The organism is Desulfobacter curvatus DSM 3379, assembly GCF_000373985.1.
GTDB lineage: Bacteria > Desulfobacterota > Desulfobacteria > Desulfobacterales > Desulfobacteraceae > Desulfobacter > Desulfobacter curvatus.
In genome coordinates this window covers 1-22,964 of the sequence record NZ_KB893116.1, presented here as the reverse complement: position 1 = coordinate 22,964, position 22,964 = coordinate 1, and the positions used below count along the sequence as shown (strand labels likewise).

The following is a 22,964-nucleotide window of genomic DNA, read 5'->3' as shown; positions in this document are numbered from 1 at the left end:
AAAGAACACCTGAAGGTTTACCATCTCATTGCCCGCAGTGAATATGGTCTTATGGTTCAAATTCTTAGTGGCCTTATCACTTACCTGTTGCTGGCAATCTACTGTCGAAACGAGTTTAATGAGAAGGTCTCTATTAAAAGAGTTCGACAGTTACGAACTGCCATCTTGAACGACCTAATTGGGCACGACGAGGATACGTCTCATAGTTTAAACAGGGACAATATTGTCAAAGATCAAAAAATTACATTTAGCGAACAAGCAAAAACCTAACCGGACATCACTGACTTTTTTTAAAAAAAGCCGAGCTATAGTTTTGAAAAAAACATTGCGGAAAAACAGCATATTTTGATAAATTATAGTTAAGTATTTTGGTCCTTTTAGACTTAGGTATTCAAAATCCTAAAAGCCCTGAAATACTTTCGTGCATTTCAAATTTCGGATTATAAAAAATTTTCAAAAAGGAGGAAAGATTATGACTGCCAAAATCCTGATTCCATTTGACGAAAGTGAGTGCGCCCAAAATACCGTCGCTTTTGTGGCGGAACATCTAAACAAGGCCCATGAGGTCACACTGTTTCATGTCGTGCCAGATACTGCTGCAGCCTGTGGGCTCAACAGCCCCAGCCTAACGCCCTACTTTGAACAAGAACGCAATTCCTTTTGTCGTATGGAGGCTCAGCGCGAAAAAATGATTCTGAAAACCCTTGAAACCGCAAGGAATGCTTTAATCAGTGCCGGGTTTGCCAAAGATATGGTTCATATAAAAACTCAGCCTCAGAGCAAAAACATTGCCACGGACATTATCCAGGAGGCAAAAAAAGAGAGCTACAATATCGTTGCCATGGGACGAAGAGCAACTTCGGGCTTAAAGGAATTTTTTATTGGCAGCAACGCTTCGCGGGTGATGCATGCCCTGAACAGCACCCCGGTGATTATTATTGACTAAATAACAGCCACGGGCTGACCTGGTTTTTCACCAAGGGTCGGCCCACAACGAAAGTTGAAAGATATGCGTTGGTGACACAGATCTTTTGATCAACCAACTTCCTGGAAAAACGAATGAAATGTGGCATCGGTATCGGCGGTCGCTGCAATCTCGGTGAAAAATTTGTTTGTCAAGACGGACTATTGTTTACCCTGGAAGAGCTGAATGCCCTCCCCAACGGGTAATTAAACTGATCCTCCTGATGTTGAAGTCCATCGTTTAACAGGATTGAAAAGATTTTTAAGCGATGGACAGAATATTGAACGTTGAATTGTTCTTTATCCTGTTCATCTCTTCAATCGAACTGCGCGGAAGCAAGATGCTCCCGGATCATTACGGTTGGAAACAAAGAATATATTGCAAGCATACATGAATTAATGGACAAAATACTGCACCCATAGCGCAGAAATGGGCATGGCAATCAAAAGGGCGGGAAGCATGTTGGCAATGGGAAAAGAGACTATCCCGCAGATCTGAAATCCCGTGGCAAACATAATCAGGCCGCCGACGGCGGAAAAATCAGCAATCATGGCCGGACTTGTCAATGGAATAATCGTTGCTGCGCCCAGGAATAACCCCGTTTGGATTATAAACTGGGGAATAGCAAGTGTGGCCACGGGGAAACCTAATGCAATGGCGAATATTCCTGCAGTAAACAGATCAAGAAACGCTTTGACAATAAGCAGCGACGCATCCCCGGTCATCCCTTCCTGCATGGCTCCGAAGACACCGGTCCCACTGGCACAGAACAGCACCAGGATCGCGATGAACTTTTCCATGTACTCTTCTTGTGACAAACCATTTTCAGGCGGCGTAACCATTTTATCGATCATTCGACGGACGACACCGGCTACTTTTTCAATGCCTGCCTCCAAATGAAGCAGTTCTCCCAGGATTGAGCCCAACAGCAGGGCAAGTATCGCGACGGGCAAAAATTTCACCTTTACCACCATGGCAATACCAAGCCCCATGGATGCACAACCAAAAATCATGGGCATTTTATGGCGTAGATTTTTCGATACACATTCCCCCAGAATCGCGCCACTGAGCCCCCCGACAATAACCGCCGCACCATTAACAAAAGGACCGATCATCTAACAAAATTCCTCGTCATTTAAGTGTTTAAAAGATGTATTAGCCCTTGATGTTTATCAGCCGCGTAATTTTAAAGCAAGTTGTTACTGGAATACTTGTTCGCAAGCCATCTTTCCTGATAAGCTCTGCGGGCCGACCATCCAACATCCCTCAAATACCACCCGTTCACCGAACCGCCTACAATTGCACCAGCGGCAGGAATAAGCTGGAGCATTTTTCGTTTCGTCAGATTTATCCCGATTGCTTTTGAAAGGTGGTCGATACCAATGTCGGTATCTTTTTTGGTTAGAGGTTTTTCAGGTGTTGATTCGGTCGTATCATCGGATGATGGTTCCAGAGAAGGTTCTGGGTTGGCCCTAACGGCATGGAGCGTGTTGAGAGCAATCATTTTGTCTCCGATTGAATTGGCACTGGAAATGGCCAGAACCGCGAGAATAAAAAGTCTGTCATCATTGGTTTTGGGCTCGTATCCATAGCACAGGCCTATTTTATTAATGGTTCGCAATGCCAAAGTGACCATTGCCGGAATATCTGCCGCAAGGGTGACCGCACCGCCCAGGCCTGTGGCAATACCGCCGGTCGTAGCAAGGCCGATGGCCCAGTGATGTACATTGGCTGAAAGCTTGTCCAGGAATTCCAGTTCTTTTTTGAAGAACTCCCGGATTTCGGAAACATTGCCCGATTTTTTTATATCACCACTGTCGGTTAGTTTATCTGCAGTTTTAATGGCTGCATAGACGGCACTCCGGATTGCTTTTTCCGGAATAAGCTTTTGGGTCAGCCAGGATACCGGTGCAAAAACCGTCCCCAGGGATTTGCTGATGACACTGGGTTCTTCGGTTTTCCATGCCTGAATGGCAGAAAACTGCTTGGCTTCATACTCAGTCAGTTGGTGGGTCATTTTTTCCATGGCCCTTATTCATGGCGCTTGTCGGTAAACACATGAATTGCCCGGTCTTTCTCTTTGCCGATTGCCGGATCATTCGGCGCGTTCTCATCCCAGGAAACCAGGGCTTCCGGGTCCGTTACCACGATCACCGGACATCCGGCGCGGAAGGCGGTCCGTTCCACGGCACTGCCGGCATACCATTTTGTGCCCTTTTTCTTTGTGTGGGACCCCAGAATGATTATGTCGGCATTGTTCTTTTCCGCACATTTAACCAGTTCCAGATGGGGCAACGCGCCGCCCCAGATCTGATAGTCGTAATCGGTGTCTTTGATCAAATCCCGGCAGAATTCTTCCAGGCGTTTTTCCGTATTTTTTCGGTCTGCTTCAGAATCTTCCTTGGTATACTTGGGATACGGCGGCACAGGAATCATGTGAAAGGGGAAAATTTTCGATCCGAATTTTTCCGCAGTTTTCCGGGCAAAGAACAAGGCACATTCGCAGGAAACGGAAAAATCCACCCCCACCACAATTTTTTTGAATGCCGCAGAGGACAAGCGAACTGCAGGGTTGATAATCATCACAGGACAATTTTCCCGCATTACCACACCTTCCACGGTGCTCCCGATTTTTCCGGCCACCCGGACGGTTCCCTTTTCAGCGGCACGTTCGGAATGGGGGCCAAGGACGATCATGCCCGCGTTAAGATGCCGGGATTGACGAACAATTTCTTCCCAGGGAAATCCACAAACAACCGTGACTTCAAAATCCATGCCCGCCGGCAATATTGGTTTATAAAAATCAAAGAGTTCTTTTTGGACAAGTTCCTGATACGCCGGCGAAAAATTGATCTCTTCATCGGTTTTAAAATCCTTAACCAGGTGTCGGCTGTTTTCATGGGAGGACTCTGCCACATGAAGAATGTTGAGCTTGGCTTGATGGGTTTCGGCGATTGCAGCAGCCCCGGTCACCACAGGGTCCTTAATTCCCACAAGGTCTGTCGCTGCTAAAATGTGTTTAAACATGGCGCCTCCTTTCTTATTTATGCATCAGGCCTTAAGCCTATTGCTTGAGTACATTAATTTTTTTAAATCATCCAGGGCAGAATTATTGAAAGACATGCATCCATGGATGATTCGGTATTTATTTTTATATGATGGTCCGTCTCTGTGTCTCGAATCGGTTCAAACCGGTTTTTAAATGATTGAAAATGAGAAATCCGCGCATCAGATATTGTGTCCCTGCCATTTCTCATGATCAACCTTTTTTGCAGAATAGGGTCCGGTACCGTGCATTCGGTAAACACAATGCCGGCGCCTAATTGCTTAGCCAGGGAAACCACTTGTTTTCTATATTTTTCTCGGCTGAAGGTGGCATCCAGCACCACGGAATTGCCTTTTAAAACCTCTTTTTCTGCCAGGGACAAAAGCCTGTCATAGGTCTGGCCGGTCGCGGTTTCGGAATACATTCCTTTTTCAAAAGGCATGTTCTCAGGATCGGTCGGTGGGGCTGAAAATATTTTTTTCCGCACCTCATCCGAATTAATGGACCGGATATTCAGCGCCAGGGAAAGGGCTTGTGCCAAAGAGCTCTTTCCAGATGCCGGCATGCCGCAGACCACCCAGATCCTGGGCTTGGAGAAGCGATCGGCATACCGGTCTGCAAGGGCAAGGTATTTTTTTGTCTGTTCCAAAAGTTTATTGCGCTCCTGTTCGGAAACATCATGCTCCTGCAGGCGGATGCAATTTACTTTAAAACGTACTATGGCCCGGTAGCATTTATAAAAATTTATCAGTACGTATACTTCCGGGTCATGACTATAGCCGGCATAAGCTAAAAGAAACTTTTCAGCCAAAGCTGAAAATCCCAGAAATTCCATATCCATGGCCAGAAATGCCAGGTCCGCACCCACGTCCTGATACCGGAACCGGTCATTGAATTCAATACAGTCAATGATCTGAATCCCGGTATCTGTAAAATAAATATGACCGGTTCTTAAATCCCCATGGCAGTTCCGGAACCGTTTATTTCCCATGCGGCGAAAAAACAGGGGTTTTTGCCTGTTTAAAAAAGTACCTGTCCTGGACCATATTGACTGAAAACAATCGCCGTCAAACAGGGGCCCGAGCAAAGGTTGGGCCTGTTTAAAGTTTTCATCGCAGTTCTGCCGGATTGTTTCAAAGGCCGTTTCCATATTTGGCGGATTGTCGGATGTATCGGAACCGTAAAATTCGGAAAGCGCCATTGCCAGCCGGTCAATATCCTTGTTGCCGATCTTTCCGGATCGCAGCAACTGTTTCATGGAATCGGTCTCGGACAGTCTCCGCATCCTTACGGCATATTCAACAACCGTCCCGTCGCCGTTCAGGTAAAAATGGTTTCCTTTCTGAGTGATTTTTGTCACACCCAGGTAAACGTTATTTGTCAGCCGGCGATTTAATGCCACCTCTCGGGTGCAAAAATGTCTGCGGTTTTCAAGGGTGGTGAAATCAAGGAACTCCAGGCCCACTGATTTTTTAATTTTATAAACAACGTCGCCTGCCAGGAACACCATGGAAATATGGGTTTCACATACCGTTACACTGTGAACGGGATGGGGGTAAAATTCAGGGGTTCGCATTTGTTTAAACAGAGTTTCCTGAAGCGCCGATTCTCTCATCTTCACTGGCCTGTTCCCCCGTTTAGAAGATTTCCACCTGTTTTGATTATAACATAGATACAGTCAAAAACAATGTTATCATTACCCTGAATTGTTTCTTTAATGGTGGTGGTAATGACAGCGGTTTCTGTCTTTTAAATTCTCTGATTGATTATTTTCGATAACTGACTGGACAAATGTACGCGTTATTGGGTATATCAACAGGATCGCCCGTACCACGGGAGAGTAGATTCTTAATATTTATGACTTCATTCTTTTTAAAGGAAGGAAAAATATGAGAAATCAGAATATCAAAAAATCCATCAACAAATTATTGAAATTTGCCGGTATCACCGTTAACGGAAACAATCCCTACGACATTCAGATTAAGAATGACCGGCTTTACCAGCGGGTAATCCATGAACCTGCTCTGGGTCTTGGTGAAGCCTATATGGATCAGTGGTGGGAGTGCCGCGCCCTGGATCAGTTCATGGCAAAAGTGTTGCGCGCAAATCTTGGGGAAGTATTAAAAAAAGAGTGGCAGATCACATGGAATATTCTAAAGGCAAAGCTTTTTAACCAACAGTCTTCCAGGCGTGCGTTCATGGTGGGCCAAAGCCATTATGATGTCGGCAATGAACTTTATCAGGGCATGCTGGACAAACAAATGCAGTATACCTGCGGATACTGGAAAGATGCCACCACCCTTGATCAGGCCCAGGAGGCGAAACTGGCGCTGGTCTGCCGGAAGTTAAAACTGGCGCCCGGCATGAAAGTACTTGAGTTGGGATGTGGTTTTGGCGGGTTTGCCCACTATGCGGCAACAAAGTACGGCGTTGAAGTAACCGGATACACCGTTTCCAAAGAGCAGGCCCGATTTGGAAAAGAGCTGTGCCGGGGGCTTCCCGTTGACATCCGGCTGGCAGATTACAGAACCGCCACCGGAGAGTATGATCGGGTGGTCTCCATTGGTTTAATGGAGCATGTGGGGTATAAAAATTATGGCACTTACATGAAACTGACCAACCGGTTGCTAAGGGATGACGGCATTGCATTGATTCATACCATCGGTAGTAATGCCAGTTGTTCTGCTTGTAACCCATGGACTGCAAAATATATTTTCCCCAATGGCATGCTTCCCTCCATTGCCCAGTTGGGAAAAGCCATGGAAAACCAATTTGTCATGGAGGACTGGCATAACTTTGGAGAGGACTACGATAAAACATTAATGGCATGGTACGAAAATTTCAAACAGGTGTGGCCCAATCTTGAAGATAGATACAGTGATCGGTTTTATCGCATGTGGGAGTATTATTTGTTAAGCTGTGCCGGAGGATTCCGGTCACGATCCATGCAGCTATGGCAGATTGTGATGACTAAACAGGGGACTTCAGCACCCTGCTGCCGCCTTGTATAGTCCGGGTAAATCAAGGAGTGGTATGATTGAAAAGGAGATCATTATCGTCGGAGGCGGTCCTGCCGGTGCCGCCTGTGCCTGGAAATTGAAGCAAAGGGGCATTACGCCCCTGGTGCTGGATAAATATTCTTTTCCCCGTCCCAAGGTGTGTGCGGGATGGGTGACCCCTGCCGTATTCAGGCTCCTTGAATTCCAGGGTGATGATTATCCTTACACCTTCAGTCAATTTGACCGAATTCATTTTCATATGTTTGGTATAAAAATTCCTGTACCCACCCGTCAATATGCTGTCAGAAGATATGAATTTGATGCCTGGATGATCTCCCGCGCCCATGTTCCGGTTAAGACCCATTGTGTAAAAAATATTATCCGGAAGAACGGTTTTTATATCATTGATGACCAGTATCGATGCAGGTATCTCATCGGTGCCGGCGGTACCCATTGCCCGGTTTACAAGACTTTTTTCACTCAAAAGCGTTCCCGTCCTTCCAAGTCCCTCATTGTTGCCGTTGAAAAGGAATATCCATATGATATTGTTCATAAGCAATGCCATCTATGGTTTTTTGATCATGGACTGCCTGGGTATGCCTGGTATCTTCCCAAGGGGAATAACTGGTTAAACATCGGCATTGGCGGAAAATTCCATAGGTTGAAGCAGCGGGGACAGAACATTATGGACCAATGGCGTCATTTTACAATGGATCTTCAAAAAAAGGGGTTCATCGGGGAAAATCCATCTAGTCCCAAAGGGCACAATTACTATTTTCAGCATGGTCCGAAAAAATACCAACAGGACAATGCCTTCATCATCGGAGATGCGGCAGGACTCTCTACCCTGGATATGGGAGAGGGTATCCATGGCGCTGTTTTAAGCGGTATCCGTGCGGCAGATGCCATCGTAGAAAACAAACCGTTTACTTTGCCACACCTGGCAAGGTTTAGCCTGCCGAAAATACTGTTGCCTGACTGATATTTTTGTGAAACCTCTTGGAAAGGGTCAATCCGTCAATCTTGTCAATTCCGGCTATACTCAGATGCTTTTTCCAAAAGAGCAGTCAGGAAACCGGCAGGTGGCGCAGTTCCGGCACAGCCCGCCGTGACAAAGGCTTGCCAGTTCCCGTTTCCCGGGACGCTCTCCGGCCATGATCCGGGGAAGCATCAAATCAAATATGGTGGTCCGGTGATACAGGCCGCAGGCCGGAATGCCCATGATTGTTGTATCTCGGGTATAGCCCAAAAGAAACATGGCTCCGGGCAGCACAGCGGCTGAGTAGTGGACTTCATCAAAACCAGCCGCTTCAATGGATTCCCGGGTGACATCATCGGGGTCCACAGACATACCGCCGGTGGTGATAATCAGATCGGTCTCCTTGGCCATGTAATCCCGGATCTGGGCGGTGATGCGCGCCTGGTGATCGGGCAGGATATTCACCTCAAGCACCTGGGCGCCAAGCCGGGCGGTTTTTTCTTCCACAATGGCCTGGAACCGGTCCTGGATCAGGCCGTCATACACCTCATTGCCGATGATGGCCAGACGGATTTTCAACGGATTGAACATTGAAACGCTAAAAATGGGATAGGCGGATTTGGCAAAGGCCGTGGCCTGGTCGAGGTGGTCCCGGTCAATGACCAAGGGAATGGCCCGGGTGGCCGCCAGGCTGTCGCCTCTGTTTACGGCGGTATTGGTATGGATACTGGCGCACATGACATCGTCCAGCATGTTGAATTCCGTCAATGCATCCACATTCACCCGGAACAGGCCCGGATATGACGCATACAGCTCCAGCTTGCCTTCCCTGGGTGTGGCGGCAAATTCGACCCCCGGTCCGGCCAGGGCCGATGCAAGTTCAAACACCGCCTCGTCCTCATGGACCTGGTTCTCATTGAGATCCAGCACATAGAGATTGTTTTTCCCCATGCGCATGAGCCGGCAAATGTCGCCGGCCTGGACCCGGTGTCCCCGTTTGAAGGCCGGGCCCTTGGACTTGTTCGGAACGATTTCGGTCATGTCATGGGCAATGGTCATACCACAGGCGTCCTGAACGGGCACGGTTTTAAATGGTTGTTGTGGGTGTCGTTGTTTTTTCATGTTAAATACCGTTAAAAATTATTATTGCACAATTATCATTTTTAAAGTTCAGGACGGCTTGCTTCGGTACTTTTCAGGATCAATGGCATACCGTTTCATGATCTGCTGAAGTGCCTGGCGATCCATGGCACAACGTTTGGCTGCCTGGGTGATGTTGCCTTCGGTCATGGAGAGCATGGCACCGATGTAGTTATGGTTAAACTGGGTCAGGGTGTTTTCTTTGGCCTCTTTATAGGTCAGTTGCTCCATATCCGTACCAAAGTTCATGTCGACGCAGTCTTTGTCACTAATGTTGCTTATGGGGATATCGGCCAGACGGATGGTATCTGAGGTTGCATAGAGAATACCCTGGACAAGTACATTTTCAAGCTCTCTGACATTGCCCTGCCAAGGGTGCTTCATGAGGAGGTCCATCACGTTTTCAGACAAATGCTTGGCCGGTTTGTTTAAATTCTCACAGTTCTTGGCCAGAAGATGATCGCACAACAGCGGGATATCCGTAATCCGATCCCGTAACGGCGGCAGTTCAATGGTGATCACCGAAAGCCGATAAAAAAAATCTTCCCTGAATTCATTGTTTTTTATTTTCTGCTGCAGATCCTGGTTGGTGGAGGCGATAATCCTGACATCCACATGGGCCACCCGGGTGTCGCCCAAGGGTTTGACCTCTTTTTCCTGGATTACCCTTAAAAGCTTGGTTTGAATGGTGGGGCCGACATCTCCTATTTCATCTAGAAAAATGGTGCCCTGGTCAGCCTCCTGGAAAAGCCCTGTTTTGTCCCGATAGGCATTGGTGAAAGCCCCTTTTTTATACCCGAATAATTCACTTTCAAGGATGTGTTCGGGGATGGTTGGGCAGTTGATGGGGATATAAGGTTTATTTTTTCGAGAACTTAGGGCATGTATGGATCTTGCGGTCAGTTCCTTGCCCGTTCCGGATTCGCCGGTGATCAGGACCGTGACATCCGAGTCTGCGACCAACGCTATTTTTTCGAACACTTTCTGCATGGCGGGGCTTTGCCCGATCAATGGCAGGGAGTCGGTCTGGCAGGCTTTCTGGAGCCGCCGGTTTTCGGATATAAGTTGGCTGCGTTCCAAAGCTTTCCGGATTTTAAAGATGATTTCATCCTGCTCAAAGGGCTTGGCAATGAAATCGTAAGCGCCGTTTTTAATCGCTGCCACAGCAGATTCAATATTGCCGTAAGCGGTCAGCATGACCACCGTGAGATCCGGATACATTTGTTTCAATTGTTCCAGAAGATCAAACCCATCCATTCCAGGCATGCGGATGTCACTGATGACAAGATCAAAGGCCGTGTCGCCCAGTCCAAGGATATTCAGGGCCATTTCACCGGAAAAAGCCATGGTCACCCGGCAGTTCAATTCCGGTTCAAGGGTGCGCTGGAGAAGGCGGGTCATGTCCTTTTCATCATCCACCACAAGAATGTTGGGCGTCATCTTTTACTCCTCATTGCTGTTGGTGTTCACAAGGGGCAGCCGGATGGTGAACTGTGCACCCTGGCTTTGCCGGTTTGCGGCCATGATATCCCCCTGGTGGTGGCGAATAATGCCGTATCCCACCGAAAGGCCTAACCCTGTACCCTGGCCCACGGGCTTGGTGGTGAAAAAAGGATCGAAAATCCGGGGCATATGCTGTTTGGAGATGCCGGGGCCGTTATCCCTGACATGAATGAGCATATGGGCGTCCTCCTTTTGGGTGACAAGCTCAATAAAACCGTCAGGATTATCCTTAATGGCGTGGCAGGCGTTGATCATCAGGTTTAAAACCACCTGGGCCAGTTCCTGGGCATTGCCCTTCACCCAGAGGCATTCATTTTTCCACAGGTTAAGCTGGATTTGAACTTTCCTGAAATCAGAATGGTTTTTTAAAAAATTGACCACACCGCCCAGCATTTTGTGGATATCCACATTCTCCATTTCCCCGGAGCCCTTCCTTGAAAAAGAGAGCAGGTTGCTGACAACTTCCCTGCAGTTTTTTACGTGTTTTTCGATGGTTTTCAGATCTTCTTCAAATTCAGACGGCTCTTTAAGCATAAGCTGGGTGTAACCAAGAATGATGCCCAATGGGTTATTGATTTCATGGGCCACACCTGCGGACAGTTCGCCCAAGGCCGCTAATTTGTCGGCCTGGGCGATCTGCTGCTCCATCTGTTTTTTTTCGTTGATGTCCTTGATGATGAAATGAAAGGTTTTGGCACAGCCGAACGCGCCGTAATCGACACCGCCTGAGATCAGTACCCGGATCTCCATGTTATCGGCGTTTAAAATATCGCACTCTTCGTTGAGCACATATTCGTTTGTGTTCAGCTGTTGCGAAAGACGCTCCCAGTCCGGGGTATGGGTGATGAAATCCATCAGTCCCATGTTCTGTTCCAGCATCTGTTCCTTTTTATATCCTGTCAAGGTGACGCCGGCTTTGTTGATCTCCTGGATCTTTAAATGGGCGTCGGTCACCAGAATGGTGTCCAGGGAGTATTCAAAAATGCGTCGGGCCTTGTGCTCAGAACTTGTGAGCATCTCCGTACGTTCCACCACCTTTTGCTCCAGGTTCTGGTTTAAACTTAAAAGCTGCCCATGGGCGGCTTCCAGTTTTTTCCGGGACGTCAGAATCTTTTCGTTGATTTGCCAGATCTGGTTGAAAAATAGGGTGATCAGGCTTACCAGCATGAAGGAGACCGTGTTGACGCTGCCGGAAAAAGCGGCGATCACCTGCCAGGTGTCCGTATGGGCAGTTAAAATCAGAAACTGCCGCAGGATATGGCCAAACGCGCGTGATACGGCAAAGATCATAAATCCCGTGGAGATCCAGACAAGATAAAGAAACAACGCATTGTCCTGGTCGGTTTCCCTTAAAATTTTGGCCTTGTAGCAGCATAGAAGGGAGAGCACCACCATGGCAAGAGAGCCTAAAACATCTATCACCACCATCGGCAGATAGGGGGCAATCATGGGTTTTGTCCTTTTTTTGCGGCTTTCTGTTCGTCCACCAGGCAGGAAAGCCCTCTGTACATCAGTAACATGGCTGGTACGCATAGTAAATGGTCCAGTTTAAGGCCGTAATATACCCAGCCCAGCAGGCTTGAGTTGTTCTGGACCCGGATCTTGGCATACCCTTTGGTGAGCTGCTCTACACTGACCGCATAGATCTGGTTATCCAGGAAATGGGCAACAATGGCGCAGCCGTTCCAGAGAATGAAAAAAAATGCTGAAAGCTGGATCAGACGCCACCCTTTATGTATAGCCAATCCCTTGCCACTGATGATAAACATGAGCACAACCATTGAGAAAAGAAAGAACAGGTGTCCGATCTGGTGGGTGATGATCCCTTCGGAAGCTGAATGAAACTGCAGCGCATATAAATTTTCAGGCAATGCCAGGATAAGATATGCTAGAACCATCAGCTCTTTGCCGTTAAGATGTTTCACAATTTTTCTTCCTCAATTGGGTTTTGTATATAGTCTTAATTATAGAAACCAACTGTTTCTGTTTCAATGGAAAATTCGTTTCGGAATTTAAGGCAAATTCTTTCCCTGGCTACAATTTCCGGAATTCAGGCCGACATTTCGCCCAGCTTCCTGTGAACTGAAGCAAAATAGGGTAGATGAGGCCTAAACTTTCCGAAAACGATTCGTGCCAGAACATAGATGGGGAAGAACGAAAATGTATAGCCCACGGAATCCGTAACCAGGGAGAACGGGAAGGCAATGGGAAAATCAATACCGGCAAACCGTGTCTGCATCCAGCCCAGGGCAAAGGGCACGGGCCACAGGATGGCAGCCGAATGGGCCAACATGGCAAAAAATTTGCGTCCCCAGACATCTGTCGCTTCTTTATTCAGCGCCTTGTATCCGACCATGTCTCCTGTCTCATAGGCTTTAATGGAAAGCGCTTCCTTTTCTTTCATACGCTGGGACAGGCCGGTAAGATAAGGGGTGTTGAACCTTATGGCAAGTGAAATGGTCAATTCCCCCAAAAGGACGGCAATGAGGGAAAGGCAAAACGTCCCGACCATATAATCAACCATACCAATGCCCGTCACCCGGTAGAAAAAAATAATATAGCTGTCAATGGCGTAGTAGAACTGATCGAATCTGTTGACCATCTTTTACTCCTTTTGATTTAACGTTTTCTCATCAGGCCGCCTCCGGGGGCGGCCTGTGAGATGGTATTAATTAGTGTCCTAAAGCATTGCAATGCCGAAAAAACCTCTCAGCGTATACCGGATACCAATGTAGAATGCCAATACCAGGAAAATCCATTTCAATACCTTTTCAGGAATGTACTTTCCGGTTCTGGGTCCGATCATGGAGCCGACAAATACGCCCACAAGTTCAAGGCCGATCATGGGCCAGTAAACCACGACCCCTTTGAGCACCATGAAATTGAAGATGGAAAAAACCATCCCAATGAGAACTGCGACAGATGAAGTACCGGCAACTACGAACATGGGAAGCCCCACGACACTGGTTAAAAAGGGTACATAAAGGAAACCGCCGCCTACACCGATGAAAGAGGCCATGGCAGAGATGCAAAATCCACCGACAAAGGCCCAGATGGGGCTGAATGAAAATTTCTGGCCGAAAAAAGAAATTTCGATTTTGGTAATGCTCCAGCTCAGGGTTTTTACCCCCTGGCCTTTAATGGATCCCTTATTTTTAACGGTATCTTCAAATGCTTTGGCCGCATCCTTAGCCGCTTTTTTTGAGGCCTGGCCCTTGGGAGACATTTCATAGACCATGAAGGCAAAAATCAGGAATACACACAGGCCGAACCAGCCCTGGTACTGTGAAAATCTTACCTTTCCGGCGGTGGTGAATACCACTATGAATGTGGCAAAAAGCGCACCGGCACCCATGAGAGCCCCCAGAGAGGTTACCAGGCGTTTCTGCCTGCCGTAGGTGATGCTGGAGACAAGGGCGGAAAGCCCCACCATCCACTGGTTGGAAACACGTATGCTGTCTGTAAGCATCTTGTTGATGGTGGGAGAGGTATCTTTAAATGTTTTGGCATAGGGTCCCATTCCGTAAATGGAAATATGACCCACGCCGGCCATAACCCCACCGAACGCGCCGATGGTTGAGAAAATCCAGCCCGCCCAGACGGCCCAGCAAAAGCAAAGCAACAAACTCGGAGACGGTGCGCCCGGAATACCGAAAATGCCTGCCGGAGCCGACGGATCAATCTGGCCAGGTCCTGTGCCCTGGGGCACGGCTGCAATGGCATCGGCAAGCGGATCTGCCATAACAGGTGTCGCAGCCATCATCGGCAGAATCAGTGCCGCTGCCGTCAAAAACAATACAAACCACTTGAACTTCATTTTCAAATCTCTACTCCTTAATAAAATAGTGATATCCGATCTTCTCGGAAACCCTGGGTCATTATTTTACCGGTGCCGGCGCGTTAAGGCCTTGCACCAGAACCATAAATTATTTTCTCAAATGCTCATTTTCCGTACGTGCCCGGCTGGACATCATTTTGGTGCACGCCGGGCAGAAACGATGGCCTTGTCTGGCATGGACGTGGTCTCCTGTGTTGTCATCCACATGGGCCAGAAACTGTGCGGTGGCATACCGGCTGCCGCAGGCTTCACACCGTTCAAGGGGCAGGCGGCTTAAAACTTGGTCTCCAATACAAACGGTTCTGACGTTGTCCTGGTCCTGTACGGTTATAAATTGGGTGGGACACAGATTGGCACAGGTGCCGCAGCCGATGCAGGTACCGTCACCCGGCCCCACTTGGCTGCCGGTTTCGGTTTTAACCATGGCAATGGCCCCTGCGCCGATTATGTCGTTACAGACCCGCACACAAAGCCTGCAGCGGATGCACCCATCTGACTTTGGCACCACCGGTACATTGAATTGTTCGGCCAGTTCCCGGATCCGTACCGAGTTCGGTGCCATGGACAGCAGTCTGTCAAAGGCCTTCTGCCTGTGGGCGGCCACCAGATCCGATTCGGTCCTGATTTCAAGTCCGGGTTTGACCTTGAGAATACAGGAGAGCATCACCATTTTTTTCCCTGAATCAGGACCGGTTTCCACGCCGCAAAGACGGCATGCCCCCGAAGGTTTGAGTGCCGGATGAAAACACAGGTGGGGAATGGGAATCCCGTGTTCCCGGGCGGTTTTTAAAACCGTGTCGCCATCCTTTGCGGCCACTGTCCGCCCGTTAATGGTAATCTCAATCATGGGCTGCATCCTGAAGATCAGAAATATAATCTTTCAGATAGTGAAGTTCCTGGGTCAATGCCCCCACATGGGCCTTGACAAGGTCTTCCAGGGAAACCAGTGCGATGATCTTTTTGTCGCCCACCACGGGCAGGTGGCGAATCCGTGCTTTGATCATCATGGCCATGGCTGCATCCACCGAATCCTGGGGTTGAGCCACGATCAGTTTGGATGTCATTACCTTGTCAATGGTCACCTGGTCGGCCCGTTTGTCGGGAAACAGGATCTGGCAGCGGACCAAATCTCTTTCCGTAAATATGCCCACGGGCGTCTCAAGCGCCATCACCACCACTGCAGAGGCCCCATAGGCCGACATTTGCTGCAGGGCTTGGGATACGGTCTGGTCGCCTTCCACCGTATAAAAATGACCAGTATCGTTTTTGATTAAATCCTCTAGCTTCATACCTGATCCTCCAACCGTCTCAAACAATCCTGGGGAAGTCGGTGGGTGCCTTTGCCTTCAAGGCTTACCTCCACCAGGGAGTCCGGGTCGTTCACCGAGGTGTCCGGGTCCACAATAAATCCATGGCAGCCCAAAAAGTCATTCATGTAGTCCTCCCAGGCTTCGTCCGTTGATACCTTGAATACCTCTATCTTATCTCCCCGTTGAAATGTCATCTTTGCCTCCTGTTTTATACCGTGGGTAAAGCAACACTGTTTGTGGCCTTGGAAACCGCAGACTTTCGGCGCAGGCAGTTATTGCAAAGCAGCCTTGTGTCCGCGGCTGGTGTCAGGTTTCTGGTTTTTCTCGCAACAAAGCGGGTATATTCCACGGAACCAAGTTTCGCACCGCAGGACTCACAATACTGGATGGCCTGGCTGTTCAGGATGGTGCCGCAGAGCAAAAGCCGTCGCTGTCCGTCTTTTTCGTCAATTTTTAATGCATTGTTTTCACAATTGGCCGCACATGCCCCGCAGGTGATACAGTTTTCCGCCGTGACCCTGAAATCGGTGGGGCCGCTTTGGTCAAAATCAAGGTACCCCAGTTTCAGGGCATTGATCCCCATTTTATCCCGGCAGATATCCACGCATTTGCCGCAACGCCGGCAGATATCGCAGCGAAGACACCTGGCAGCCTCCTGGCGGACATCGGCTTCCTCATATCCCAGTTCCACCTGCTGGAAAGTGGTTCTGCGCCGGTAGATGTTGAGCATGGGCATTTCCGGCGGTTTAATGGTCATTTTCCGGCTGGCGGTCATTTCAATGACGGGTTCTGTTTTGTGGCGTACCGGCGTTCTGGGGGCACGGGGCTGGGGAATTCCGCGCAGATAGCGGTCAATGGCGTCTGCGGCCCGTTTGCCGCCGCCAATGGCTTCGATTACCGTGGCTGGGCCGGATACCGCGTCTCCGGCGGCAAAGATCCCTGGCTGGGCCGTTTCCATGCTGGCATGGTTAACATCTATGGTCCCCCGGCGGCTCCAGTTGATGCCGGTGAATGCTTCCATACCTTTATTATCTACATACTGGCCAATGGCGGAGATCACAACATCGGCCCGGATCTCAAACTCCTGGCCCTCAATGGGAACCGGTGCCAGGCGGTCGGAGCCTTTCTTTGCTTTCAGTTCCGCCTTGATACATGACAGGGCGTGAATATCTTGTCCTTCACCCGTCACTGCGGCGGGTATGGTCAGAAAAGAGAATTCAACGCCTTCCTCTTCCGCCTGTTCCACCTCCTCCACATCAGCGGGCATCTGGTCCCGGGTCCGTCTATATGCGATGGTGACGTGCTCGGCACCCAGGCGCAGGCTGGTGCGGGCCGCATCAATGGCTACGTTGCCGCCGCCCACCACCACCACGTTTTTTCCCGGGCAGTGGTGGTCGCCCAGGGCTACATCCCTTAAAAAACGGACCGCTTCAATGACTTTGGGGAAATCCTTTTCTCCTTCAATACCCAGGGTCCATGCCTTGTGGGCACCAATGGCGATGAAATAGGCCTCAAATCCTTCCCGGTCCAATTCCTCTTTGGTGACATCCTTGCCAAACCGGGTGTTATACTGGATTTCAACGCCCAGGGCTTCAATCATGGCCACTTCCCGGTCAATAACTTCCCTTGGCAGACGGTATCTGGGGATGCCTACCATGAGCATGCCGCCGGACACCGGCAACGCCTCAATGATCCTGACACCGTATCCCATGAGTGCCAGATAATATGCACAGGATAGCCCGCCGGGGCCGGCGCCCACCACACACACTTTTTTGCCGTTGGCAGGCTTTGGCACAGGATTGGTGTAGGCACGCTCCGACATGGCACGTTCGGCTGCAAATGCTTTGAGAAATTTTATGGAGATGGCTTTGTCGATTCTGGCCCTGACACACATCATTTCGCAGGGCCGGGTACAGATCAGGCCGCACACCCAGGGCAACGGATTGTCCCGTCTGATCACCTCAATGGCTTCGGCATCCTTTCCCTGGGCAATGAGCGCAAGGTATGTCGGGATGTCAATCCCGGCCGGGCATGCCATCTGGCAGGGAGAGGGGGCAAGTTTTCCGCAGTCGTGGGTGGGGCAGTTCCGGGTCTGGATATGGTTGATAAATTCCTCCCGGTAATCGGCCACAAACCCTTGAATGATTATGCCTGCCTCCCGGGTCTGGTCGGGGTTGCCGGCATCATTATATGTCTTGACCAATGCCTCAATGGCCGGCAGATGATCATTTCCTGCTGTCCCTTCGGCAATCTCCTCGGCAAGGACCAGGATCTGTTCGGATATCCGTTGTCCTTTGGGGTCCGGCAGACCTTTGGGACCGATCAGGCTGGTTAAAAAATCAATGGTTCGTCGAACAGGGCAAATGTTATCCATACCGGCTCCTTAAAAGCTTGTGTCCTCAAAGGAGGTGACCGCCGCTGCATGGCGCTCCCTTCGGATGTGAGTCATCTCTTCGGCCTTGCCGAATTTAAGACAGCCTGTGGTGCAGTCGGTCACGCAGGCCGGGGCAAGGCCCTGGTCGATCCGGTCCATGCAGAGATCGCATTTTTCAACCTTGCCGGTCTCCTGGTTCCACTGGGGCGCTCCCCAGGGGCAGGCGGAAATGCAGGTTTTGCATCCCACGCACAGATCTTTGTCCACAAACACAATTCCGTCTTTGCTGCGCTGCTGCATGGCGCCGGTGGGGCAGGCTGAAACGCACCAGGGGTTTTCACAATGAAAGCAGGACATGAAAATAAACGACGTCCTTGGTACTTCTCCAATGGTTTTGGGACCCACCTGGATAATCTGGCAGGGTTTGGGACCGGGCGGCAGTTTTTTGTTGGCCTTGCACATGACCTCGCAGGTATGGCAGCCGATGCATTTTCTGGTATCCTGAAACAGGTAGTAGTGACTCATAGGGCCTCCGGTGTCTGAACTGACACGTTAATTCATTCGTTATGATTCAGTATGATTTAAAATTTTGCCATAACCATGCCATGGCAGAGTCGATTTGTGTGTTTTGTTTAATATACTGAATTAATAAAGTAATTTTATTTGTTCCCAGGCGTTGGCCCAGGCTTGGGGCCGGGTCCTGCCCGGCAGGCATGCAATAAAAATTTTGCGCTGCAAGTTTTTTATTGCGGCTCCCGGGTGCCGGACAGATCAAGCTACCCCTTGGATATTGTGACAAAGTGCTCCTGGTACGCAACGGCGCCGCCGGCCTTATCCCAGATATCCAGGCCGCCTGACATGAATTTGTTGTCGGCAAGCCCCTTGCCGAATGCCCGGCTTTCAGCTTTGATGCGGTGGCCAAACCCGTGGATGACAAAAACTGCTTCCGGGTGGATATGGTCGGTGACCTGGGCCCGGATGGTCTCCGAGTAGCCGTTCTGGCTTACTGTGACAATATCCCTGTCTGAGATGTTAAGTTTTTTGGCTTCCTCCGTGTTGATCCACAATGTATTTTCCGACATCTGTTCGTTTAAAAGGGGATTGTTCACGGTGTGGCCCTGGGTGTGAAGGGCGCATCGGCCGAAGGTTATCCGGTACTCCCCCGCCTTTGGGGATGTCGGCGGTTCATAGGGCTTCAGAGAGGGCTGGCCGTTCTCTTCCAGGTTTTTGGAAAGGATTTCGATTTTACCGGAAGCGGTTTCAAATGTGTAATCTTCAAAGTTTTTATACACTGCTTCATCTGCCAGTTTCACCAGTCCCCTGGCATTGAAGTCCTCAATGGTAACGCCGGTATCCTTGAGCTGAAAATTCCACAGGTCTTCCACCCGGTCAAAGACCAGGTCCGGCAGGTCCATGCGGCGGGCAAGGCCTGAGATGATCTCCCAGTCTGCCAGGGAGTCATACCTGGGTGCCACTGCCCGTTTTCGGACAAAAAAGTAGGGTGCCAGGTCATTTTTTGTAGCGATGATACTTTCGCGCTCAAGGTAGGTGGAAAGCGGCAGGACCACATCTGAATGCCAGGCCGTGTCTGACCATGAGAACGTGACCGAAACCAGCAGGTCCAGCTTGTCCCACATTTGCCGCAGCCGGTCCGGGTCCGGATATCCCATGAGCGGGTCATGGCGGTAGGCAATATAGGCTTTGATGGGGTAAGGCGACTGTTCTTCAATGGCCTTGAACATTAAATGCGCAAGGCCCGGGCCGTTCTCAAAGTGGGTGTATTTCCAGCCCACGCCGTCGGCACGTTTTTCGTCGGGTGTGGGATAGAGATCCATAAAGGATTTCAAGCCCTTTGCCCCCACATCGGCAGGTTTTGATACAAAGGGCAGTCCCCCTTTGGCACCGTAAGCGCCCAAAAGGGCGTTGATGATATATATGGAACGGCAGATATAAAAGGAATTTTTGTATCTGGCGGTCATCCAGCCCGGGTGCCAAATCACCGAAGGGGCTGCTTTGGCAAGCTCTTCCACAAAACTGCGAAGCGTTTCTGCGGCGATGCCGGTTTCGGTTTCTGCCCATTCCGGGGTATAGGGGGTGACAAATTCTTCAAGGGCTTTGAATCCTTCCACATAGCGGCTGACAAATCGTTCGTCATAGAGGCGCTTGTTGATGATTTCGTGGATGACGGCGAGGTTAAAGGCATAGTCGGTACCGGGGCGGATCATCATAAACCGGCTGGCCTTGGATGCGGATATGGTAGCCCGGATATCGATGACCGTGAGTTTGCATCCTTTTTCCAGGGCATCCATAAGGTCGTTGACCTCCTGGACATTAACCGCTTCAAAAATATTTCTGAACTGGAGTACCACATGTTTTGAATTTTTAAAGTCATAGGCAACGGCTTTTCGGCCCATGCCGGTCAAGGAAAGCGCAGAATGCTGAACATTTCTGGCACAGGACGAGTCGTGATTATTATAGTTCGGGGTGCCAAGCCCCTTAAGAAAAGCCCGGTGCATGTCCCTGAACGGCCCGCCCCTGTCGGAAAATGAGATGGCCCGGGCTCCGTATTCAGCTTTCACCTGGTTGAGTTTTTCTGCCACATAATCCAGTGCTTCATCCCAGGTGGCTTCGCGCCATTTGCCTTCCCCCCGTTCTCCGGTCCTGATTAAAGGCGTCTGGGGCCGTTCGCTGTCGTTGAGAAGCGCCGTACCTGCCGCACCTCTCGGGCAAACCGCCCCTTTCATTGCCGGTACATGGGGATTGCCTGAAATAAATCCCACCCGGCCGTTTTCCACTTCTACTTGAATGGGGCAGCGTACCGTACACATGCCGCAGACACTGAACACCGATTCTTTGGTCATATTTGTTCTCCCTGAGGACCTGTTATTTCCCCGGAACCATGGCCCGGGATATATTATTTTTGTATTTCAGGCCCTGTCTAATGCCATAACCATGCCGGTATATATATTGTATCGGATTTTTTTTGAAAAAGTGTTAATATACTGAAATTACAAAAATTCTATATAATTTGTTTGTGGCCTGTTTTTGCCGGAAGTGATTCGGATGTGTCACGTGGTAAGGTTATGGATGGCCCAGATGCAATAATTTTATTGCATCTGGCAGGATCATTAAATTGAAGGAAACATATTTCAACCCGGCGTTCAGATGACCGGAATGTTCTTGATACGATGTGAAAGGATGGCCTATTTGCTGATATATCCGGATAATTCCGGGGCTAATGCAACCAGTTTTTTTGCTGCTTGGGATTTGTATGCCATAAGCGTGAAATCCGAGAATTCAAAACCGGGGGCAACTGAACAGCCGACCAGCACCGTTTCTGAAATCGGTACCGCTGCCTGCCAGATGCCTGCAGGGACAACATGACAAAAACAGTTTTCCCTGGCGGATAACGTAACACATTGGGGCGGCGTGTCAGTTTCATCCCATAAAAATAGATGGATGCCTTCTCCCTGATAAAGATTCCAGATTTCATCTGATGTCACTTTATGAAAAAGGCTGATCTCCTCCGGTTTTAACGAGAAGTAGATATGGGTTAAGGCCGGCCTGGCAGTTCCATCATTTTTAGATATTGTGTGTGCAGATCTGAAAACTTCACGATATCTGCCTCCCTCCGGATGCTCTATGAGATTGATTGGCTTCATCTTTATAATTGTATGATTCACTTGATTGCTCCTTTGTCAAAGTTTTGCACACTGTAATATGGGAAAAAGTAATTGACAAATTATATTAAGGAGGAGTGTATCAGCAAAATGTTGAAAACGAAAAAGTGGATTTTTCTTGCTGTCGCAGTTTTTTGCGGGGGACTGTTTTTTGTGCCGGGCACGGCAATTTCGGATGAAAACAAGACCAAAGTTTTGTCACCTGCGGACAAGGAGGAAAAAGGCGGTCAAAAATCGGTACAGGATCTGGGCGAAATCACCGTCACCGGAAAAATTATGGGCGAAACGACGGCCAATATGCCTGCGGTGGTGGAAAGCATTACTGCTGAAGGTATCGAACGGATCAATGCCATGGAAACATCTGACGTGTTCAAATACATGCCCGGCTCTTACCTGCGCAAACTCTACCCGGGAAGCACCAACAGCCCCCTGATTATCCGGGGTAACAATTCCTCCATGACGGGCCGGACCCTGGTGTCGGCGGATGGCATGCGGCTTTCCGATTTTACGTCAAGCGGACACAGCAATGCCCCGAAATGGTTTATGGTCGCACCCCAGGAAATTGAAAAGGTGGATGTGATCTACGGCCCTTTTTCAGCGGCATTGAGCGGCAATTCCATGTCGGGCACCGCGCTGATTACCACCCATATGCCTGATACACTGGAGGTGGATACCAGCCTTAAATACTTTTATCAGAATGCCCATGTTTATAAAACCGATGACGACCTTGACGGGTATAATGCATTTGGATCAGTAGGCAACAGGACCGGGAAGTTTGCTTACAATCTGTGGTTCAATCGTATGGAAGCTGAAGCTCAATCTATCAGTTTTATAACAAAATCAGCCTCCTCCGGCGGTGCTGTAGTAGGCAATCCGGTGTCCGGCTGGGTGGCGGACAAGGATCGCAGCAATGAGGACCGGTACGTACTGGGCGCTGCCGGTACCAGTGATATTACCAACAATACGCTTAAACTTAAGGTCGCGTATGATTTGACGGATTTTTCAACGATTAGGGGGCGCATTCCCATTTTCCCGGTTTGAAAAAAGCCTATCTTTGAGAACAAAAAACGTGATAGTTTCTTCTCGCTGAGACGACTATAAAATTGGACTGTGCTGATGAAAAAAGCTGAA

Annotated in this window: 22 protein-coding genes and 1 pseudogene; 6 read left to right on the top strand and 17 right to left on the bottom strand. The window is 49.3% G+C overall.

The genetic code is table 11. The annotated features are described in order from the left end of the window. From B147_RS0124990 to B147_RS32015, 3 genes and pseudogenes are all read left to right on the top strand, one after another. Window positions 1-270 (top strand): annotated as a pseudogene (locus B147_RS0124990) (IS4 family transposase); the annotation flags it as partial. A gap of 202 nt (window positions 271-472) precedes the next feature. Next, entirely contained in the window at window positions 473-946 is a 474-nt protein-coding gene (locus tag B147_RS0124985) for a universal stress protein (RefSeq protein ID WP_020589937.1), read from the top strand. Between the two features lie 113 nt (window positions 947-1,059). Continuing rightward, the gene (locus B147_RS32015; protein WP_020589936.1) at window positions 1,060-1,170 is read left to right on the top strand and encodes a hypothetical protein; all 111 of its coding nucleotides are present in this window, start codon (window positions 1,060-1,062) and stop codon (window positions 1,168-1,170) included. A gap of 189 nt (window positions 1,171-1,359) precedes the next feature. Here the strand turns inward: B147_RS32015 and B147_RS0124975 are convergent, their stop codons facing one another. The 4 genes from B147_RS0124975 to B147_RS0124960 form a co-directional block, all read right to left on the bottom strand. Then, the gene (locus tag B147_RS0124975; RefSeq protein ID WP_020589935.1) at window positions 1,360-2,079 is read right to left on the bottom strand and encodes a DUF554 domain-containing protein; all 720 of its coding nucleotides are present in this window, start codon (window positions 2,077-2,079) and stop codon (window positions 1,360-1,362) included. Between the two features lie 71 nt (window positions 2,080-2,150). Next, window positions 2,151-2,990 carry an EcsC family protein gene (locus B147_RS0124970; RefSeq protein ID WP_020589934.1) on the bottom strand — a complete coding sequence of 280 codons (840 nt, stop codon included), beginning with the start codon at window positions 2,988-2,990 and terminating at the stop codon, window positions 2,151-2,153. 5 nt (window positions 2,991-2,995) lie between these two features. Further along, window positions 2,996-3,991, bottom strand: a complete 996-nt coding sequence (locus tag B147_RS0124965) for a universal stress protein (protein ID WP_020589933.1) — start codon at window positions 3,989-3,991, stop codon at window positions 2,996-2,998. Window positions 3,992-4,053: 62 nt separating this feature from the next. Continuing rightward, window positions 4,054-5,625, bottom strand: coding sequence for a bifunctional aminoglycoside phosphotransferase/ATP-binding protein (locus tag B147_RS0124960; protein ID WP_020589932.1), 1,572 nt, complete (start codon window positions 5,623-5,625; stop codon window positions 4,054-4,056). A 274-nt stretch (window positions 5,626-5,899) separates the two neighbouring features. Here B147_RS0124960 and cfa point away from each other — a divergent pair, with 274 nt between their 5' ends. Both cfa and B147_RS0124950 read left to right on the top strand, forming a co-directional pair. Further along, the gene (cfa, locus tag B147_RS0124955; protein ID WP_020589931.1) at window positions 5,900-7,021 is read left to right on the top strand and encodes a cyclopropane fatty acyl phospholipid synthase; all 1,122 of its coding nucleotides are present in this window, start codon (window positions 5,900-5,902) and stop codon (window positions 7,019-7,021) included. Between the two features lie 22 nt (window positions 7,022-7,043). Then, window positions 7,044-7,991 carry an NAD(P)/FAD-dependent oxidoreductase gene (locus B147_RS0124950; RefSeq protein ID WP_020589930.1) on the top strand — a complete coding sequence of 316 codons (948 nt, stop codon included), beginning with the start codon at window positions 7,044-7,046 and terminating at the stop codon, window positions 7,989-7,991. Window positions 7,992-8,051: 60 nt separating this feature from the next. Here B147_RS0124950 and B147_RS0124945 read toward each other — a convergent pair whose 3' ends face one another. The 13 genes from B147_RS0124945 to B147_RS0124875 all read right to left on the bottom strand — a co-directional run bounded on the left by B147_RS0124945 (window position 8,052) and on the right by B147_RS0124875 (window position 21,836). Then, on the bottom strand, window positions 8,052-9,110 hold the full coding sequence (locus B147_RS0124945; protein WP_026259817.1) for a molybdopterin-binding protein: 1,059 nt from the start codon (window positions 9,108-9,110) through the stop codon (window positions 8,052-8,054). Between the two features lie 48 nt (window positions 9,111-9,158). After that, complete coding sequence (locus B147_RS0124940; protein WP_020589928.1) at window positions 9,159-10,568, bottom strand: sigma-54-dependent transcriptional regulator; 1,410 nt, start codon at window positions 10,566-10,568, stop codon at window positions 9,159-9,161. 3 nt (window positions 10,569-10,571) lie between these two features. Further along, complete coding sequence (locus B147_RS0124935; RefSeq protein WP_020589927.1) at window positions 10,572-12,080, bottom strand: PAS domain-containing sensor histidine kinase; 1,509 nt, start codon at window positions 12,078-12,080, stop codon at window positions 10,572-10,574. Then, entirely contained in the window at window positions 12,077-12,556 is a 480-nt protein-coding gene (locus B147_RS0124930) for a hypothetical protein (RefSeq protein ID WP_020589926.1), read from the bottom strand. The genes B147_RS0124935 and B147_RS0124930 overlap by 4 nt, the downstream gene beginning before the upstream one ends. A 125-nt stretch (window positions 12,557-12,681) precedes the next feature. Further along, a complete protein-coding gene (locus B147_RS0124925; protein ID WP_020589925.1) occupies window positions 12,682-13,233 on the bottom strand; it encodes a hypothetical protein in 552 nt (183 codons plus the stop codon). Window positions 13,234-13,311: 78 nt separating this feature from the next. After that, on the bottom strand, window positions 13,312-14,448 hold the full coding sequence (locus tag B147_RS0124920; protein WP_020589924.1) for a sulfite exporter TauE/SafE family protein: 1,137 nt from the start codon (window positions 14,446-14,448) through the stop codon (window positions 13,312-13,314). Between the two features lie 109 nt (window positions 14,449-14,557). Further along, entirely contained in the window at window positions 14,558-15,316 is a 759-nt protein-coding gene (locus B147_RS0124915) for a 2Fe-2S iron-sulfur cluster-binding protein (RefSeq protein WP_020589923.1), read from the bottom strand. Continuing rightward, window positions 15,309-15,758, bottom strand: a complete 450-nt coding sequence (locus B147_RS0124910) for a CBS domain-containing protein (RefSeq protein ID WP_020589922.1) — start codon at window positions 15,756-15,758, stop codon at window positions 15,309-15,311. Before B147_RS0124910 ends, B147_RS0124915 begins: the two co-directional genes overlap by 8 nt. Further along, window positions 15,755-15,973 (bottom strand): hypothetical protein, encoded by a 219-nt coding sequence (locus B147_RS0124905; RefSeq protein ID WP_020589921.1) that lies wholly within the window; start codon window positions 15,971-15,973, stop codon window positions 15,755-15,757. Before B147_RS0124905 ends, B147_RS0124910 begins: the two co-directional genes overlap by 4 nt. Window positions 15,974-15,987: 14 nt before the next feature. Further along, window positions 15,988-18,153 (bottom strand): NAD(P)-binding protein, encoded by a 2,166-nt coding sequence (locus tag B147_RS0124900; RefSeq protein WP_020589920.1) that lies wholly within the window; start codon window positions 18,151-18,153, stop codon window positions 15,988-15,990. Window positions 18,154-18,162: 9 nt separating this feature from the next. Next, a complete protein-coding gene (locus B147_RS0124895) occupies window positions 18,163-18,678 on the bottom strand; it encodes a 4Fe-4S dicluster domain-containing protein (protein WP_020589919.1) in 516 nt (171 codons plus the stop codon). A gap of 251 nt (window positions 18,679-18,929) precedes the next feature. After that, window positions 18,930-21,014: a molybdopterin-dependent oxidoreductase gene (locus B147_RS0124885; RefSeq protein ID WP_026259816.1), complete on the bottom strand. Its 2,085-nt coding sequence runs from the start codon at window positions 21,012-21,014 to the stop codon at window positions 18,930-18,932. A gap of 342 nt (window positions 21,015-21,356) precedes the next feature. Beyond that, window positions 21,357-21,836, bottom strand: coding sequence for a cupin domain-containing protein (locus tag B147_RS0124875; RefSeq protein ID WP_026259815.1), 480 nt, complete (start codon window positions 21,834-21,836; stop codon window positions 21,357-21,359). A gap of 87 nt (window positions 21,837-21,923) precedes the next feature. Here B147_RS0124875 and B147_RS0124870 point away from each other — a divergent pair, with 87 nt between their 5' ends. Further along, entirely contained in the window at window positions 21,924-22,874 is a 951-nt protein-coding gene (locus B147_RS0124870) for a TonB-dependent receptor plug domain-containing protein (RefSeq protein ID WP_020589914.1), read from the top strand. Window positions 22,875-22,964 lie beyond the last annotated feature (90 nt).

Coding starts and splice junctions, on each gene's coding strand:
- B147_RS0124985 (WP_020589937.1), top strand. CDS start 473: ATGACTGCCAAAATCCTGATTCCATTTGACGAAAGTGAGTGCGCCCAA.
- B147_RS32015 (WP_020589936.1), top strand. CDS start 1,060: ATGAAATGTGGCATCGGTATCGGCGGTCGCTGCAATCTCGGTGAAAAA.
- B147_RS0124975 (WP_020589935.1), bottom strand. CDS start 2,079: ATGATCGGTCCTTTTGTTAATGGTGCGGCGGTTATTGTCGGGGGGCTC.
- B147_RS0124970 (WP_020589934.1), bottom strand. CDS start 2,990: ATGGAAAAAATGACCCACCAACTGACTGAGTATGAAGCCAAGCAGTTT.
- B147_RS0124965 (WP_020589933.1), bottom strand. CDS start 3,991: ATGTTTAAACACATTTTAGCAGCGACAGACCTTGTGGGAATTAAGGAC.
- B147_RS0124960 (WP_020589932.1), bottom strand. CDS start 5,625: ATGAGAGAATCGGCGCTTCAGGAAACTCTGTTTAAACAAATGCGAACC.
- cfa (WP_020589931.1), top strand. CDS start 5,900: ATGAGAAATCAGAATATCAAAAAATCCATCAACAAATTATTGAAATTT.
- B147_RS0124950 (WP_020589930.1), top strand. CDS start 7,044: ATGATTGAAAAGGAGATCATTATCGTCGGAGGCGGTCCTGCCGGTGCC.
- B147_RS0124945 (WP_026259817.1), bottom strand. CDS start 9,110: ATGAAAAAACAACGACACCCACAACAACCATTTAAAACCGTGCCCGTT.
- B147_RS0124940 (WP_020589928.1), bottom strand. CDS start 10,568: ATGACGCCCAACATTCTTGTGGTGGATGATGAAAAGGACATGACCCGC.
- B147_RS0124935 (WP_020589927.1), bottom strand. CDS start 12,080: ATGATTGCCCCCTATCTGCCGATGGTGGTGATAGATGTTTTAGGCTCT.
- B147_RS0124925 (WP_020589925.1), bottom strand. CDS start 13,233: ATGGTCAACAGATTCGATCAGTTCTACTACGCCATTGACAGCTATATT.
- B147_RS0124920 (WP_020589924.1), bottom strand. CDS start 14,448: ATGAAGTTCAAGTGGTTTGTATTGTTTTTGACGGCAGCGGCACTGATT.
- B147_RS0124915 (WP_020589923.1), bottom strand. CDS start 15,316: ATGATTGAGATTACCATTAACGGGCGGACAGTGGCCGCAAAGGATGGC.
- B147_RS0124910 (WP_020589922.1), bottom strand. CDS start 15,758: ATGAAGCTAGAGGATTTAATCAAAAACGATACTGGTCATTTTTATACG.
- B147_RS0124905 (WP_020589921.1), bottom strand. CDS start 15,973: ATGACATTTCAACGGGGAGATAAGATAGAGGTATTCAAGGTATCAACG.
- B147_RS0124900 (WP_020589920.1), bottom strand. CDS start 18,153: ATGGATAACATTTGCCCTGTTCGACGAACCATTGATTTTTTAACCAGC.
- B147_RS0124895 (WP_020589919.1), bottom strand. CDS start 18,678: ATGAGTCACTACTACCTGTTTCAGGATACCAGAAAATGCATCGGCTGC.
- B147_RS0124885 (WP_026259816.1), bottom strand. CDS start 21,014: ATGACCAAAGAATCGGTGTTCAGTGTCTGCGGCATGTGTACGGTACGC.
- B147_RS0124870 (WP_020589914.1), top strand. CDS start 21,924: ATGTTGAAAACGAAAAAGTGGATTTTTCTTGCTGTCGCAGTTTTTTGC.